Here is a 16,638-nt window from a genome sequence, read left to right as displayed (position 1 = left end):
GCCACGGGAGCGGACCGGCGCGTACGGAAAGGGACCTGTTCTTTCTGGGCGAATGCGGTCAGTTCCGGAAGCCCACCCTTGGTGAGAGTGGGCGGTTTTCTTGGAAACCGGCGCGGCATCGAGCGCGAAAGATTGTCTAGGCGGGTGGGCGGTGGTGGGACCAGGCTTGCCAGAGGGTGGCGTAGTGGCCGTTTGGGCGGGCTGCCAGGTCGGCGTGGGTGCCGGATTCCAGTACGCGGCCGGCGTCCAGGACCACCACCCGGTCGGCGGTTACGGCCTGGGTCAGGCGGTGGGCTACGACGATGCCGGTTCGGCCGGTCAGGGCCTCCTCCACCGCTGCCTCCAGCTGGCGGGCGCCGGCGCTGCCGGCCTCTGCGGTGGCCTCGTCCAGGACCGCGATCGGCGGGTCTACCAGTACCAGCCGGGCCAGGGCCACCTGCTGGGCCTGGGTTACGGTCAGCCGGTGGCCGCCGTCGCCGACCACGGTGTCCAAGCCCGCCGGCAGCGCGGTCAGCCAGTCGCCCGCGCCTACCCGGGACAGCGCGGTGCGCAGCTCGTCGTCGGTGGCGTCGGGGCGGGCCAGTCGCAGGTCGTCGGCCAGTGGGCCGGCGAAGACGTACACCTCCTGGGTGAGGATGACTACCGATCGGCGTACGGCGGCGGGGGTCAGATCTTCGATCTTGTGGCCGCCCAGGCGGACTACGCCGGCGGTGGGTCGGCGGATGCCGGCTACCAGGCCGGCTAGGGTGGTTTTGCCGGCGCCGCTCGCGCCCACCAGGGCCACCCGCTCGCCCGCGGCGACGTCGAGGCTCACCCCGCTCAGGACCGGACGGCCGGACCGGTACGCGTGGTCCACCTGCTCGACCGCGACCGTCGCGGCTGCGGGTCCAATAGCGTCCGAAGTGGACGCCGGCGGGAGGCCGGCCACCCCGACCAGCCGCACCAGGCTGGCGGCCGCGGCCTGGGCGTCGTCGACCAGGCCGAGCGCGGTGTTGATCGGGGCGAACAGGCTGTGGAAGTAGAGCGCCGCCACGGTGGCCGTGCCGATGGTCGCCGAACCGCTCCGGACCAGCAGGAAACCGGCCACGAGTACGGCGCTGAGCCCGACGAACTCGGCCACGTTCAAGCGGGCGTAGAACTGGGTCAGCACCCGGATGCCGCGCATCGTCCAGTCCACGGCGTCGAGCGACCGCACGCGCACCAGCTCCTGGTGCTGGTCCTGGAGGCGAAGCGACCGGATGGTGCGCTCGCCGCCGACCGTCTCCTGCAACTGCTGCTGCAGGGCGCCGACCGACACCCGCTGGCGGGCGTAGAGCGGCAGGGCCCGGCCGGAGTACCAGCGCACGGTGTGGATCTGGATCGGCGCGGCCAGCAGCGCGGCGATCAGGAAACGCCAGTCGAGAACGGCCAGGCCGACCGCGGTGAGCGCGATGGTGAGCATCGAGCGGGCCAGCTCGGGCAGGGCGCTGCGCACTGCGGTGGCGATCACCGTCACGTCGTTGGTGACCCGGGAGGTCAGGTCGCCGGCGCCGGCGTCCTCGATCTGGTCCAGCGGCAGGCCCAGCGCGCGGTCGATGAAACGCTCGCGCAGGTCGGCGAGCATGCCCTCGCCGAGCCGGGCGACCAGGGTCAGGCCGCAGCCGGCCGCGACCGCCTGGCCGACGGCGACCAGAACCAGCGCGACCACCGGCCCGTTCACCGCGTCGGCCGGCCGGCCCGCGGCGACCAGGTCGACGATGTGGCCGAGCAGCCGGATGGTGACCAGCCCGACCGCGGTGCCGGCGGTCAGCACCGCGACGGCGAGCAGCGCCAGCGGCCAGCGCGGGCGCAGCAGTCCGCGCACCGCCGTCCAGGTCTGGGCGGCGGTGGCGATCGGTAGCAGGGCGCGTTCGGTCATCGTCTCGTTTCAGGTCAGCTCAGGACGACGGACCGGTAGCGGTCGTCGTCGCGGGTCAGGTCGGCGTGGGTGCCGCTCGCCCGGACCGTGCCGTCGGCGAGGAAGACCACGCGGTCGGCCACGGACAGCAGGCTGGGGCTGGTCGTCAGCAGCACGGTGGTACGACCGCGGCGCAGCTCGCGGATCCCGGCGGCGATGCGCTGCTCGGTGACCGAGTCGACCGCGGTGGTCGGATCGTGCAGGACCAGTACGGGTGGGTCGGCGGCGAGCGAGCGGGCCAGGGCGACACGCTGGCGCTGGCCGCCGGAGAGCGAGTGACCGCGGGCCGCGATCACCCCGTCGACGTCGTCGGGCAGGGTGCGGGCGACCTCGTCCAGCGCGGTCTTGACCGCGTCGGCGGAAGCGCGGCCCAGCGAGACGTTGTCGTGCAGGGTGCCCTCGAACAGGTCGGCGTCGTGCTCCGCGACCAGCACGGCGGTGCGCACGGCCACCGGGTCGAGGGTGTGCAGCGGGCGGCCGTCCAGTTCGACCGTTCCGCGGTCCGGGTCGCGGGTCCGGCCCAGCAGTTCGGCGAGCGTGGTCGCGCCCACCTGGTCGGCCAGCACGACACCGAGCAGCTCGCCCGGTTCGACGTCCAGGGTGAGGCCGCGCAGCCCGGCCGATTCGACGCCGGTGAGGCGGAGGTGCCCCCGGACCGGGCCCTGGTTCTCGTCGCCGCCGGGGGTTCGCGGCGCGGTCGACAGCACCGCGGCGATCCGGTCGGCCGACGCCCGGGCCTGGGCGAACTCGCCGTTGGCCCAGGCGACCAGGGCGAGCGGCCCGAGCAGGAACTGGGCCAGGCCGACCGCCGCGACGAGCTCGCCGATGGTGATCTGGCCGGACGCGGCGAGCCGGCCGCCGACCAGGGCCACGATCGCCAGGAAGACGCCGGTCAGGCCCAGCAGGGTGCTGTCGTGCCAGCTCTTGGCGGTGGCGGCCCGCTGGGTGGCGGTCAGCGACTCGCGGCTGATCCGGCGGTAGCGGCGGGCCGCCGAGCTCTCCGCGCCGATGCCCTTCAGCACGCGCAGCCCGGCGACCAGGTCGGCGGCCACGCCGGCCGCCTGCGCCGCGTACTCCTGCTCGCTCTCGCTGCGGCGTTGCAACGGCTTGCCGAGCCAGTGCGCGGCGAGCAGCAGGACCGGGGCGCCGATCAACACCAACAGGCCGAGGGGTACGGACATGCGCAGCAGTGCGATCGCACCGACCACCACGCCACTGAACGCGGCGACCGCCAGCGGCAGCGCCAGGTTGACCATGCCGACCCGCTGCGCGTCGCCGGTCGCCACGTTGACCAGGGCCCCCGGCAGCCGGCCAGTCTCGGCCGATCCGCGCGGGTGCAGGATGCGGGCCGTCAACTCCAGGCGCAGCGTGTGCGCGGCCCGCTCGACCGCGTACTCGCCGGTTCGGGTGCCGAACTGGAAGCTGGCCGAGAGAACCACGAAAGCCGCGCCCAGTACGGCGATCCAGACGACCAGGTCGCCGATCGTGCCGGTGCCGACCGCCTGGTCGATGATCACTCCGATGAGGATCGGCACCAGGGCCTCACCACCCTGATGGGCGGCGCTGAGGACCGAGCTGATCCCGACGCGGCGGGCCTGACCGGCGATGGCGCGGCGCAAGAGCGTGCGCCCCGGTCGTCGTTCCCTGGGCACGCGATCTCCTTGAAATAGTTGTCTAACGGTGGCCCTCTGCCTATGCGTACGAGATCGCCGGGATCGCCTGCGGCAATGCGGCCTGGTCGGGTTGGCGTTGGCGGACGGAGTCGAGGATCTGCGCCGCCCGCGTTGCGGTGTTCGACAGCAGCGACGAGCTGAGGCCGTGGGTGTGTTCGGTGCCGCCCTGCAGGTAGACGCTCGCCCGCATCGCGGCGTCGGTCCGGAGGCGGTAGTCGCGCTCGACGACGGCCCGGCCCAACTCGTCCCGGTGGCAGTGCGCGGCGATCGGGCCGAGCAGGGCGAACGGGTCGACCGGGGTGTAACCGGTGGCGCAGATAAGCACGTCGGCGTCGATGGTCTGGTGCTCGCCGGTGAGCAGCGACTGGATGGTCACCGCGACCGGCCCCGGGCCGTCCGATTCCTCGGCGGCGACCAGGCGCGACGCGTTGAGCAGGCGCAGCCGCTGGGTGCCGAGCACCTTCTCCTGGTAGACCCGGCGGTACAGCGTCTCGATGAGGTCGGCGTCGACGACCGAGTAGTTCGTGTTGCTGTGGTAGTCCAGCAGCATGTCCTTCACCTGGGTGGAGGCATTGAAGTAGTCGTCGACGGCGAGCGGATCGAAGATGCGGTTGGCGAACGGGCTGTCGTCGGCCGGGCTGTAGCCGTACCGGGACAGCACGCCGCAGACCTCGGTCGTCGGGAACCGCTCGTGCAGGAAGGCGGTGACCTCGGCCGCGCTCTGCCCGGCCCCGATGACCACGAACCGGGACGGGGCGGTGCCGTTCAGTCGCTCCACATTGAACAGCAGATCGCGACTGTGCCAGACCTGCGAGGACGGGCTGACGCCCTCCGGCAGCACCGGGCGCAGGCCGCTGGCCAGCACGACGTTGCGGGTCCGCAGAGTGGTGTCGTTGGTCTCGACGTCGAAGGCCACCACGGTGCCGTCCGAGTACACCGGGTGGATGGCGGTGACGTTCTGGCCGTAGCGGGCCATGTCGTCGACCTGCGCGGCGGCCCACTCCAGGTAGTCATGGAACTCGATCCGCAGTGGAAAGAGGCTCTTGTGGTTGACGAAGTCGATCAGCCGGCCGCGCTCGTGCAGATAGTTCAGAAAGCTGAACGGGCTGGTGGGCTTCCGCATGGTGACGAGGTCCTTGAGGAACGAGACCTGCATGGTCGCGTCCTCGATCAGCATGCCCTTGTGCCAGCCGAAGGTGGCCTGTCTCTCCAGGAACACAGCGTTCACCGGCGGTCCGTCGCCGGTGGTGTTGTGTTCGCGGGCCGCGATGGCGAGCGCCAGATTCGATGGGCCGAAACCCACACCGACCAGGTCATAGGCCGGGGCGCCGGCGTCATGGCGCGACTGTGCCATTGCTGTCCTCTCGTCATGCCGAGCCGGGTCCGTCCATCCGGGAGCTCGACTTAGGCGAGCCTAACCTTTCTTCTGCGGCTTGTCACGGGAGCCTGTCGCCCGCTATACCAAGGGAGTGGGTTAGCTGAGGCTTACCTGAGTTTGCATTTACGTTGGCCGTTGCCTTGGAGGCTCCATGCGTGTCGTCATGTTCGGATATCAGACCTGGGGGCACCGCACGCTGCAGGCGCTCATCGAGTCCGAACACGAGGTCGCCCTGGTCGTGACGCACCCGGCCAGCGACCATCCGTACGAGCGGATCTGGAGCGACTCGGTGGCCGAACTGGCCGCCAAGCACGGGATCGAGGTCGTGATCCGGGACCGCCCGGACGACGCCGAACTTTTCGACCGGCTCAAGCAGGCCGACCCGGACGTCATCGTGGCGACCAACTGGCGCACCTGGATCCCGCCGCAGATCTTCGACCTCCCGCGGTTCGGCACCCTGAACGTGCACGACTCGCTGCTGCCGGCCTACGGCGGGTTCTCCCCGCTGATCTGGGCCCTGATCAACGACGAGAAAGAGGTCGGAGTCACCGCGCACATGATGGACGCCGGGCTCGACGCCGGCGACATCGTGCTGCAGCGCGCGGTTGCGGTCGGCCCGCGGGACACCACCGCCGACCTGTTCCACAAGACCCTGGAGCTGTTCGGCCCGATCACGGTGGACGGCCTCGATCTGATCGCTTCCGGTCGCACCGACTGGACGCCGCAGGACCGGTCGAAGGCCAGTTTCTTCCACAAGCGCGCCGACGAGGACAACCGCATCGACTGGACCTGGTCGGCCGAGGAACTCGATCGCCTCGTGCGCGCGCAATCCGACCCGTACCCGAATGCCTTTACCTACCACCGGGGTGAAAGGATTCGCGTTGTCGCCGCGACGGTCTCCGAAGGCCGGTACGGCGGCACTCCTGGGCGCATCTTCATCCGCGAGGGCAACGCGATCGTCATCGTCGCCGGTGCGGATGCCCGCCGCGGCAAGAGCCACGGTCTGGCCATCGAGCGCGTCCGGATCGAGGACGGCACCGAACTCGCGGCAACAGACTACTTCCGCACCATGGGAGGTTACCTAACCAGCGCGCGGTGACCTTCTGCGAAGGCGCACCTCGACTGCATCGGCGAAGAGTACATCTACCAGGGCCGGAGCACGCCGGCCCGTGGTGCGCCGCTCGTTCGGGGGATCAGGTTGTGGTTCTGCCGGATCGTTCGAGCGCCGGCGCAACGACCTCATCTTCGAGAAGTACCAGCACAACCGGAATCCGTTCATCGATCACCCGGAGTGGGTCGACTCGATCTTCTAGAGGTCACGCCGGGACCCGGGCCCGGCGTGGCTCCGCCGCCAACTGGTCGATCTGCCGCCACATGGCCTCGTCCGACCAGTAGCCGGTGTGCCGGCGCATCGGGGGCATCGGCTCGCCGGCGACGTACCAGGCCGAGTCCGGGTCCGGCAGCGGGACGTCGACGCCCTTGCGGTCGACCGGGCCGCCGATGTAGTCGGTCGGATAAAAGAAATTGCGCCATTCCTGTACGTGGTTCAGCACGTCGCCGTGCACGTAGGCGGGAAACGCCCAGCCGTACAGCTTCATCAGCGGCGATCCGAACGTGACCAGGGTGGGCTGGCCCGCCGGTTGCTGGACCAGCGCCAACGCGGCCAGAACGCTGCCCTGGCTGTGCGCGACGACCACCACCCGGCTGCCGCTGTCGTTGAGCCAGCGGATGCGGCGCTGCAGGTCGGGTACCGCGCGTTCGGTGTAGCAGGGCGGCGCGAAGGGGTGGAACGAGCGCGGCCAGAACGTGCCCACGTCCCAGAGCACGCCCAGCCAGCGGCGGGCGTCCGGGCGGCCCCAGCCCCATCGCATCAGCGCCACCCCCGCCACCGGAATCAGCCCGGCCAGCGTGAGGGACGCCTTGCTGGCGAACGGTCGTAGGCCGAGGCCGCCGATGATGTCGGCCTGGATCCCGGCGACAACCAGGACGGCGATCGCCGCGAAGACGGCCAGCGGGTAACGGATGTCGGGGCCGAAGCCGGCCAGCTTCCGGCCGCGTGCGATGGAACGGACCCACCGCATCCGGCGGTCGCGTTCGCCGTCGCAGAGGTCGTCGATCGGCAGCGCGTTGCAACGCCAGGCATCCATGGGTGGCGGCGGGGCCGGGGTCGCGGCCGCCCGGCCGGCGTATTCGCCCAGGACGGGCACCGTATCCCGCCGGTTTCCCGCCGTGCCGTACCGGATCAGTTCGATCAGCAGGAAGGCGATGCCGACCGCCATCGGTGCCACGGTGAGCCAGGGGAGCTTGTCGTGTAATCCGGGGAAGACCGCCTCTTGCGGCAGGCCGAGCGAGTCCGCCGCGGTGACCAGGCAGCCCAGACCGGCGGTGTTCACGCTGAGCATGCCGAGGATGGCCACGATCAGGGGCGCCGCCGGCCAGCTAGGACGGGTTCGGGGGACCGTCGTGCCCGCCGCGCCGCGCCGGACTCCCATCCGCCGCAGCAGGGCGATCGTGGCCAGGACCGGCACCCGCGCCGTGACCAGGGCGACGACGAGCCAGAACGTCTCGATCGCGGCCGCCCGCATGTGTTCGAGATGCATACCTCCCGTGTCCGTGTCCGGGTTCGCCTGCCAGGCGTGCACCAAGGCGATGCACAACACCAGCGAGGCCGCCACGACCAGTGGCCGGACGGCCCGGTCGCCGCCGGCCTCGACGGCGAGCAGGATGATCGAGCACAAGAGCACCGCGGCGGCCGCGATCTCCAGTCCGAGCCCGAGCTTCCCCTCGGCCACCCAGGCCACCACGACGGCCAGCCAGGCCAGCCCGGCACCGACGTGCAGAAGCCCCAACCGGCGTACGGTGTCGGCGCCGTTGAAGAACTGCGGGTCGGCGACGCCGTCCGGCAGGGCGGCGGCGCTGCCGCGGTATCGCGGCTGATCGGGATCGACCGGGGTGACCTCCTCGTAGCGTTGCCGGGCCTGCCGCGACAACAACCACAGCACGAGAAGGACCGCCACGACGACGGTCGCACCGAACACGACCCTGGGGCCCGGACCGAAGTAGCCGAGCGGGGCGTGGACAACTTTCTCCCACCTCGGTGCCGCCCTTCCCACCTTGTGGCCTCCGAACTGGATGGCCCAGACGTCGATGGCGGCCAGCGCGGCGAGCAGCAGCAGGTTGAGGGTGATGCCCAGGGCCGCCAGCCGCCCGCAGGCCCGGTGGGCCGCGAACGCCCACCGGTCGGCCCGGATGCGGGCCGAGCAGGTCCAGCCGGCCAGGTTGGCCAGCATGAACGGGAACAACAACACCCACAGGACCCGGGCGCTGCTGCGCGAGGTCATTCCACCCCAGCAGTACGCCTCGACCTTGCGTCCCCGCTGCTCGGCGTCGGCGGCGTAGAACCCGGCGATCCGGTCTCCCCAGATCTGCCGATGGGCGGTCGTCCCGAGCAGCCGGTCCGGCGCTGCCCCACCCACCCCGTGCACTCGTAACTCGGTAACGCTGGACGACGCCGGCATTTCGCTCGCCTCCACTGCCCGTACTGTCATTCTTTGGCATGATTATGCGTCTTAGGGGTTTAAAATGTGTTTAATGCCAATATGTTCGTTTCATGAGCAACCCGCCGGTGATCGCTCCGCCCCTCGACACCGAGAGCCGACCCGCGACCGCCCGGCCCCAGCCGCCGGAACCGCGTGGATTCGCCGCCGCGGCCCGCGCCGCCAACACCGTGTACCGGCAGGTCGACGGCGTCGATGAGCTGCCCCGGCCGATGACCGAGGCGGAACTGGCCACGCTGGGCGACCCGATGGCCGAGCTCCTGCTGCGTCGCGGCACCTTCCCGACGACCCTCCCGGCCCTGCTCGAGGGTCTCGCCGAGGTGGCCGGCCGGGACGTCGTCGACGGCGTCTTCCTGATCAGCGAGTCGGGGCAGATCCCGCCGGAGGTGGCCCCCGGCCTGCGTCGGGACATCCGCTTCGCCATCGTCTGTACGGTGCGCGGACGGGAGACCGATCTGCTGATCAGCGCGGGCGCGAACGTCGACCCGGCCAGGACATTCCTGCAGGTGGCCGCCTGGGACGAGCGCGCCGGGGCCTTCAACTTCTACATGCGCTCCGGTACGACCTGGATCTGGGCCGGCGACTCCTGGGCGGCCCTGGAACCCGAGACGCGCGGGCGCGGATGCTTCGACAGCCACGTCAACGGCGGCGTGGTGATGAAGGAACTCAAGCAGCCGTGGATCAACTGGCAGTCCATGTCGGCCTCCATCCGGCTCGCCGCCGATGCTCCGCTGCGGACCGACCCGCTCTACCAGCGGGTGGAGGGTGCCGAGGAGCTGGAGATCAAGATGCGCGGGCTGGTCGGCCGGTGGACGGCCGCGCGGCTGTCCCGGGTGGCCGGGGGAGAGGCGGTGGAGCACCCGGACCGCCTGCTGCGGCAACTGCTCACCACCACGACGGTCAACCTCACGAGTACGGAGACCGCGAGCGCCGCCGTCACCAGGGATCTCGTCCTGCCGAGTGGCTTCTGGCTCAACACCGACCTGCTGATCAACAGCCTGCACCTGCCGGCGGCGCACCGCGCCTGGCCGGCCGTGCCCGCGGCGCACTACCTCCGGAGCCTGACCAACTTCGGGTTCCGGCTGGAGGACCCGGAGAGCGGATTCTTCAAATCCGGCGACACGTTCTTCGCGTTCCTCGTGCCGGAGGTGGCCGACGAGGACAACGAGGTGGTGCGCCAGATGGTCCGGCGCGGCCTGATCACGGCCCGGTTCGCGGCCTGCGCGCTCATGGTCGACTTCGCCAACCCGGTGTTCAGCCCGGCCCGCGCCGCCCTGATGAGGTACGTGCCGACCGGCACGAGCCCGGCCGCGACGCTGGGCGAGAGCATCGCCACCGCGATCGTGACCGCCGCGGCCGCCCGGCCGGCCGGCAGTCCCGAGGCGCAGTTCGCGGCCAACTGGGCGCTGGCCGAGGACGAGTGGAAACCGGAGTTCGGCCGCCGCCTGACCACCTATCTGGACGCCGTCGCCGACCGGGCCCGCACCGAGGCAGGTTTCGACGACTACGTCCGGCTGGCCGAGTCGCGGCGCCTCGACTTCCGCGACACGCGGCTGCACGAGTTCGCCCTGACCCTGCCCGTCACCGAGATCGCCCGGGATGCCGCCCGGCTCCAGATGAACGCGGACGGCACCGTCAGCACCCGAGTCTGAGAAGGACAAAAAACCCATGACCAACCTTGACGCGTACGCTCCTCCCGGCGGTTTGACCGACCTGAGTCCCGAAGGCCGCCGGCTGTGGAGCGACTACATCGCCGCCCGGGTCGACGACGCGACCAGCGGCCGTCCGCAGTTCTACAACCTCCTCCGAACCGAGACCGCCGCCGACGCCACCGAGGCGCCGGTCAGCTGGACCGCGTTCCCCCGCAAGATCAAGCTGAACTCGATCTCCGACGTACAACGGTGGGATCGGGCCGACGCCGGCCGCGACGTCCAGGACGAGTACTGCGAGTGGAGCATCACCCGCGACGAGTCGGGGAAGATCACCCGGGTCACCTTCACGTGTGAGGGCCCCGAGTACTGGGACGTGCTGGCCAAGACCAGCCCGGATACCGCCCTGCGCCTCTACCAGGAGCACATCAGCCCCGAGGTGCGCCGGAGCGACCTGTTCGATCCGGCCGGCGAATACGTCCGGGAGAACCGCTGGAACAACTCGACCACCCACGGCGCGATGCACCTGATCCAGGCGGCCAACACCCTCGGCGCGGAGATCGAACTCGCCGCGGCCGCCAGCAACCGGCGGGTCATCGGGGGCGTCGAGCTCACCGGCGAGCAGGAGCTCATCAACTGTGCCGGGTACGGCGACCCGGAACGCAACAGCGACCCGCACATCGGTGCGGTGGTGAACTCGGTCGCCCGGTCCAGGGCCGACGTCACCCTCGCCGATCCGGTCGGGCTCTACTTCGACGACCTGGCCACCGACGGCTGGGCCGCGCCGGACGGCTCGGACCCGAAGAGCTACTGGACGTACGTACGCGGCGACGCGAACCACCCGGTGCGAGCGGTCTACGAGGTGCCGGCCGACCGGGGGTTCGCGGTCGGCGACCTGACCATCGGCGGCGAGCCGATCGAGTTCGGTGCCCAGATCGCCGACTTCATCACGATCAAGCTGGTCGCCGTCGCGTGCCGGTTCGGCCAGAGCACGGCCGAGCCGGAGACCTCCTGCATCGGGTCGGGCCCGGTCCACACCTTTCTGCCCGGCCGGCCGTCCCGGGCGACCCGATCGACCCGAACGACCGCGGCCGCCACGGTGTAATTGACGACGGAGTCGGATGATCGGTTTATCCGGTCCTCCGAAAAGTCGACGGTATTCCGCGCTTGTTCCTGCCAGTATTTCCCGCGTCGTCGCGGCGGAATTCACGGAGGAATCGGCATGGTCAATATCGGAGGCTTGGTCGGCGCGTTATCGCTGTCGACTTTCCTGGGCCTGTCAATACCGGTTGCCGCAATGGCAGCCGCCGATGATCCGGCTCCGTTGACACTCGACACGATATTCACCGGGGCCACCGGAAAAACGATCGAAGACGAACCTGTTTCACTTCGCGATTGCGACGCTTTCCCCGATGGAGCGAAAGCGAACACGGACGGGTGGAAATTCGATCAGCCGGCCGGAGACGTTCAGGCTTACACGATCGCGTTGATCAAAACGGTCGGTGGCAGTCCTGAGCCGGTGCTGCTCGGGATCACACCGGATGGCATCGTCCAGTTCAAGGTCACCCCGGCCACCCTGCAGGGCCAGTTCACCGACGACGACGTGCAGCCCGCACCCGCGGGGGTGAGCGGCGCGCTGCTCGACGACGGCGCCTGGCTGAACACGCCGGCCGGGTGGCGACTGGCGTTCGGTGCCCTGCTTGTCGACGGCGGCTCGGGCGGCACGTTCGCGCTGACCGAGATCTGCCTCCCGGCCAAGGCGGTGTCGCCCGCCCCGACCGTGTCGTCCTCCCCGACGGCCACGGTCTCCTCGTCGGAGAGCACGTCGCCGTCCTCCCAAGCTGCCGCCACGTCGTCCGCGCCGGGTGCCGGCGGCGGCGGTCTGCCGATCACCGGAAGCGGCTCCGGGCCGCTGCTGCTGGGCGGCGCCGTGGTCGCGGCCGGAGCGTTGCTGCTGCTCGCCTTCCGGCGCCGCCGCGAGAAGATCCGGTTCCAGGCGTGACGGACCGCGTGACCGGCCGGGCGGCGGCCCTGGCGGTGACCGGGCTGACGCTGGCCGCGCTGACCGGCTGCGTGACCAGTACGCCCACCGCACAGCCCAGCCTCGCCGCGCTCCCGTCCCTCGCGCCCAGCCTGCCGCCGCCCCCGACCACCGGTACCACCACGGCAGCAACGCCGCCCCCGTCCGGTCCCACCACCGCGCCGACCCGCGCAGCATCGCCGACCGGCCCGGAAGCCGATCGAGGGCCGTCGACGACGACACGACCGCCCGCCGCGCCCCGGGCCGCGACACCCCACGTGCCGACCACGACGGAACTGAAGCGGGCCCTGCTCGGTTCCGGTGACCTCGCCGGCTTCCGGGTCGACGCCGGCTCCGACAGCGACGTCGGCGGCGAGGGCGGCTGCGCCCCGATCGACACCGACTTCTCCGCCGGTGCGCGCGCCAAGGCCGACGTCCTGCTCTACCAGTCGGCCAAGAGCACGTTCGTCCGGGAACGGATCCGGCAGCTGAGCGTCTCGGGCGCCCGGGCGGCGCTGGACCGGGTCCGCGGCGCCCCGCGGGCCTGCGCCGAGTTCACCACCAAGGTCGCCGTGCTCGGCGAGGTGACCGTGACGGTCGATCCGCTGAGCGCGCCGCGGACCGCCGACGACACCACCGCCGTACGCATCACCATGCGTCCCACCGTGGCCTCGGTCGTGGCCATCGAGAACCTGGTTCTCATCCGCCGGGGCGGCACCCTGATCATCATCACCCACACCGGACTGTCGGCCATCGACGACAGCATCACCAGCACCGCCGTGGCCAAGGCCTACGAGAAGACCAAGCAGGTTTGGTGAGGCAGCTACGCCGCGCGCTCGGCGACGCGGCGCCGACCACCCTGTCCACCCGGTTCCTGGTCTTCTTCGTGCTCATCCTGGCCGCCACCGTCTCGATCTACGGCTACCTCGGGCTGCGGCTGGGAACCAGCGCCGACTCCTACGCCACCGACTGCCTGGCCGACACCGGCCTCGACCGCCTGACCCGGATCGAGCCAGCCGGCATCCCCGGCATGATCGGCAGCACCACCCCGGTCGTCGCGTGTGTCGGCGCCGACATGGACGTGGTCATCTGGTCCGGGGTGGCCGGGCTGCTGCTGCTCGGCACGGCGGCGTTCGCCGCCTACCGGCTCGCGCCGCGATGGCGCCGCGGCCGGGCGCCGCGCGCGCTGACCCCGAAGACCTGGCGGGTACGGCTGCGTCCGCTCGCCGAGTACGACCCCGAGGCCGCCGCCGAGGTGGAGCGGCTCGCCCACGGCTTCGGCCTGCCCGCACCGCCCGACCTGCTGACCGACCCGCTCGGCGGCTCCTCGTTCGTCTTCGGATCGCCGCGCCGGCCCATCTTCTTCCTGGCCGGCAAGACGGTGCGCGAACGCCAGCGGGACCCCGACCGGTTCACCGCCGTCGTACTGCACGAACTCGCCCACCTGAAGAACCGCGACACCCGGCCGTCGCTGCTGGCCTCCACTGCCTGGTTCTCGTTTCTCGCCGTGGCCGTCACGCCGTACCTCGTCCTGCTGGTTGTTGATCTGGCCACTCCCGACCCGGGCGGCTGGCGGCCGGCGGCGATGGCCGCCGGCCGCGATGACCTGCACACCACGCTGGCGATCCTGACCCTGGTCACGCTGGTGGTGCTGACCCGCTTCGCGGTGCTGCGCGACCGGGAGCTCACCGCCGATGCCACGGCCGGCGCCCACGACGACGGCGGGGCGTTGCTGCGGCACCTGACGGCCGCGAGCGAACCACCGACCCGGATGCCGGTCTTCCTGCGCCGGCACCCGCCGCTGTCGCTGCGCCGCCGGGCCGCCGCCGATCCGTGGGCGGTGCCGCCGGTGTCGTTCGCGCAGCTGGTGATGGCCGGTGCCGGTCTTTCCGCGCTGAGCCAGGACGCCGGCAGCACCGCCTGGCACGCGCTGATCGCCGCCGGCTTCGACCCGCAACCGTCCCCGCGTACCTCGTTGATCCTGGTCACCGCGGTCGCGGTGGCCGTGGCCGGCCCGCTCGCCGCGCTCGCCTGGCTGATCGAGGCGACGACCTGGCGCGCCCGGTTGCGGCAGCTGGTGGAACCGACCCGGTCGCCGGCCCTGCGGCTGGCTCTCGCGCTGGGCGGCGGCATGCTGCTCGGCGAGGCCGGCTCGGTGTCGGCCGCGAACGCCAGCCATTGGGGCGTCTTCGACGGCGTGGGCGACGGCAACCCGGGCACCGCGATCGCCTCGGCGTCCGCGCTGGTCGCGGTGGTGCTGGCGCTGTGCCGGTGGTCGTGGGACAACGCCGGAGCCTGGCTGCCGACCGTACGCCGATCGCTGCGCCGGGTGTCCCACCTGAGCGCGGTGGCCGGGGTGGCGGCGGTCCTTCCGCTGTACGCCACCTGGTGGTCGATGCACGACGAACCCCTGGCCGGCCGGGTCTACCTGTGGACGCCGGGCCTGGCCGAGGCGCTGAAGTTCCCGTACGTGCCGTTCCCGGCCGGGCAGTGGTTGCAGATCGTGTATGTGCCGCTGGACTCCGTCGCCCTGACTCCCGGCATCGCCCTGCTCGTCGTCCTGCCGCTGCTCGTCACGACCGCCGGGCTGATCCGCCGCCCGGTCGACGGCACTCCCCGTTGGCTCACCGACCTCGCGCCGGTCGAGTTCCGCCTGCCCGACAACCGGCCGCCGATCCGGCGGGCGATCCGGGCGGGCGCGGCCGGCTGCGTAATCTTCCTGCTGGCCGGCGTCGCCCTGGCGCTGGCCGGCCGCGCGGTGCTGCCCCGCGCCGCGCTGAACACCCCGGCCGACACCGCCTTCCTCGGCTACCTGCTGGCCACCGCCACCGTGCTGGCGATCGTGGTCAGCGCCGGCACGGCGGCCGGCACCGTGCTGCGCCGGGGTTCCGGCGACGTGGTGTTCGGCTCGATCGCGGCGCTCGTGGTGGCCTGCTTCGGCGCGGCCGTCACCCCGCTGCTGATGATCCTGGCCCGCTGCGGTCCCGGGCTGAGCGACTGCGGGCTCCACCAACCGGTGCGGGCATACCTGGTGTTCCTGTCGCTCTCGGGCACCGCGCTGCCGGTGAAGGCGGTCGCCGCCGGAATGGTCGTCGCCGGCCTCGCGGTGGCCGCGGATCGACGCTCGCGCGACACTGCGACCATCACGCCGCGTCCGCCGGTGACCCTTGCGGGCATCGGCATCGCCCTCAGCGGAACGGTGTTGGCCGCAGCCGCCCTGGCCAGCCTGTCGCCCTGATCCGGTCGAGGTGCAGCCGTTCTTCTTATTGATCAGGCAGACACCTGACCTGCTCTTCCTGGGGTCGCAGACAAGCACAACCCACGCCTTATCGGCGGCAGGTCCGCGCGTCCGATCTGATCAGCCCGAAGCGGAGTCAGTGGCCGGGGTGCCGTCCCATGTCCAGGAAAGCTGCGCCGGAAGTCCTGGCAGATCCCCGCGGCCGGTGGCCCACAGCAGCGTCGGCCACGGCTGACCAGTCGACGGTGCGCCGGGAAACAGCCGGGACAGCGCGGCCTGACACAAGTCGGCCGGGGGTGCCCAGGGCAGCTCCAGTCCGGTCGCTACATCGTGCATGTGGACGAGAATCTCGACTACTCCCATCGCGGCGAATCCACTGGCATCGGAAGCGCCATAGGGGTGAAAAGACTGCCGTTCCGGCGGCACGGCATTGATCATGGCGCCGAGCATCGATCCGCATGCCTCGAACACCTGCAGCAGGCCGGACGTCCCCTCGGCAGGGTCCACAAATATGGTCAAGAGCGGACCACCTTCGCGTCGACGATGCCAGCCGAGCGGGACGTGAGTGCTCGTGGACGGACGCGCCGGAGCTAGCTGAGCGGCGTACACGAAGAGGTCATCACTCATGTGTTCGACCGTCTCCCAGCAGCTCCACTCCAGCCCACCTGCCGGCGTGTCCCAGTCCAGGTGCGCCGCGGTCGCAAGAGTTTCACGGGCGAGCGAGCACGCGCGCATCACATCGTCGGCGATCATCAGACGATTAGGTCGTAGTTCCAGAGCTCGGCGCAACCCCATTCGTGCTCGACGGAAAGCCCGAGTTGTCGGACGCGCCCAGCCGCAGCCGCCGCGCCCGGTCGGCGGCAGATCAGTGTGACGGCATGAGGAGCGGACGACGGTTACAAGATCCCGGACTCTCAATATTTGCAGATTGCCACGAATTCGACGCTCGGCCCGCTCCTGCGCCGGTGCCGGCTAACCCCTCAACATGGTCTGCCGATGCCGATAGTGATCGGGTGCCGCGGTGGGGGAAGCATGGGGAAACCGAACCCTCCTGGCTGGAGGGCTCGTGATGATGTTGGCGTGTGTAACCGCGTCGGCCCTGCTTCAGCAGTCGTTTTCGGCACCCGAAACGGGACAGACTCACCCTGATCTTTCAATTTCAGTAGTCAGAATCTTACTTGGAATGG

The 16,638-nt window shown here is 70.8% G+C and carries 11 protein-coding genes; 6 read left to right on the top strand and 5 right to left on the bottom strand.

The genetic code is table 11. The features are described 5' to 3' along the window. Positions 1-136: 136 nt before the first annotated feature. The 3 genes from Ate02nite_RS28925 to Ate02nite_RS28915 are packed head-to-tail and all read right to left on the bottom strand — an operon-like array spanning position 137 to position 4,963. Positions 137-1,897, bottom strand: coding sequence for an ABC transporter ATP-binding protein (locus Ate02nite_RS28925; protein WP_203810989.1), 1,761 nt, complete (start codon positions 1,895-1,897; stop codon positions 137-139). A 14-nt stretch (positions 1,898-1,911) separates the two neighbouring features. Further along, a complete protein-coding gene (locus Ate02nite_RS28920) occupies positions 1,912-3,588 on the bottom strand; it encodes an ABC transporter ATP-binding protein (RefSeq protein ID WP_203810988.1) in 1,677 nt (558 codons plus the stop codon). A 40-nt stretch (positions 3,589-3,628) separates the two neighbouring features. Then, the gene (locus Ate02nite_RS28915) at positions 3,629-4,963 is read right to left on the bottom strand and encodes a lysine N(6)-hydroxylase/L-ornithine N(5)-oxygenase family protein (RefSeq protein ID WP_203810987.1); all 1,335 of its coding nucleotides are present in this window, start codon (positions 4,961-4,963) and stop codon (positions 3,629-3,631) included. 175 nt (positions 4,964-5,138) lie between these two features. Between Ate02nite_RS28915 and Ate02nite_RS28910 the strand changes: the two genes are divergently transcribed. Continuing rightward, on the top strand, positions 5,139-6,086 hold the full coding sequence (locus Ate02nite_RS28910; RefSeq protein ID WP_203810986.1) for a methionyl-tRNA formyltransferase: 948 nt from the start codon (positions 5,139-5,141) through the stop codon (positions 6,084-6,086). Positions 6,087-6,303: 217 nt separating this feature from the next. Here Ate02nite_RS28910 and Ate02nite_RS28905 read toward each other — a convergent pair whose 3' ends face one another. Further along, entirely contained in the window at positions 6,304-8,535 is a 2,232-nt protein-coding gene (locus tag Ate02nite_RS28905; protein ID WP_203810985.1) for a hypothetical protein, read from the bottom strand. A 62-nt stretch (positions 8,536-8,597) separates the two neighbouring features. Here Ate02nite_RS28905 and Ate02nite_RS28900 point away from each other — a divergent pair, with 62 nt between their 5' ends. From Ate02nite_RS28900 to Ate02nite_RS28880, 5 genes are all read left to right on the top strand, one after another. Next, positions 8,598-10,196, top strand: a complete 1,599-nt coding sequence (locus tag Ate02nite_RS28900) for a hypothetical protein (RefSeq protein WP_203810984.1) — start codon at positions 8,598-8,600, stop codon at positions 10,194-10,196. A 16-nt stretch (positions 10,197-10,212) separates the two neighbouring features. Next, positions 10,213-11,298, top strand: coding sequence for a DUF8225 domain-containing protein (locus Ate02nite_RS28895; protein WP_203810983.1), 1,086 nt, complete (start codon positions 10,213-10,215; stop codon positions 11,296-11,298). Between the two features lie 381 nt (positions 11,299-11,679). Then, positions 11,680-12,195 (top strand): LPXTG cell wall anchor domain-containing protein, encoded by a 516-nt coding sequence (locus Ate02nite_RS28890; protein ID WP_203810982.1) that lies wholly within the window; start codon positions 11,680-11,682, stop codon positions 12,193-12,195. Then, positions 12,192-13,031: a hypothetical protein gene (locus Ate02nite_RS28885; protein WP_203810981.1), complete on the top strand. Its 840-nt coding sequence runs from the start codon at positions 12,192-12,194 to the stop codon at positions 13,029-13,031. The genes Ate02nite_RS28890 and Ate02nite_RS28885 overlap by 4 nt, the downstream gene beginning before the upstream one ends. Beyond that, entirely contained in the window at positions 13,028-15,451 is a 2,424-nt protein-coding gene (locus Ate02nite_RS28880; RefSeq protein ID WP_203810980.1) for a M48 family metalloprotease, read from the top strand. Before Ate02nite_RS28885 ends, Ate02nite_RS28880 begins: the two co-directional genes overlap by 4 nt. A 120-nt stretch (positions 15,452-15,571) precedes the next feature. Here the strand turns inward: Ate02nite_RS28880 and Ate02nite_RS28875 are convergent, their stop codons facing one another. Further along, positions 15,572-16,204 carry a hypothetical protein gene (locus tag Ate02nite_RS28875; protein WP_203810979.1) on the bottom strand — a complete coding sequence of 211 codons (633 nt, stop codon included), beginning with the start codon at positions 16,202-16,204 and terminating at the stop codon, positions 15,572-15,574. Positions 16,205-16,638 lie beyond the last annotated feature (434 nt).

It is taken from the genome of Paractinoplanes tereljensis (assembly GCF_016862435.1).
Taxonomy (GTDB): domain Bacteria; phylum Actinomycetota; class Actinomycetes; order Mycobacteriales; family Micromonosporaceae; genus Actinoplanes; species Actinoplanes tereljensis.
The sequence above is the reverse complement of the archived record's forward strand: the minus strand, read 5'-3'. Positions and strand labels throughout refer to the sequence as shown.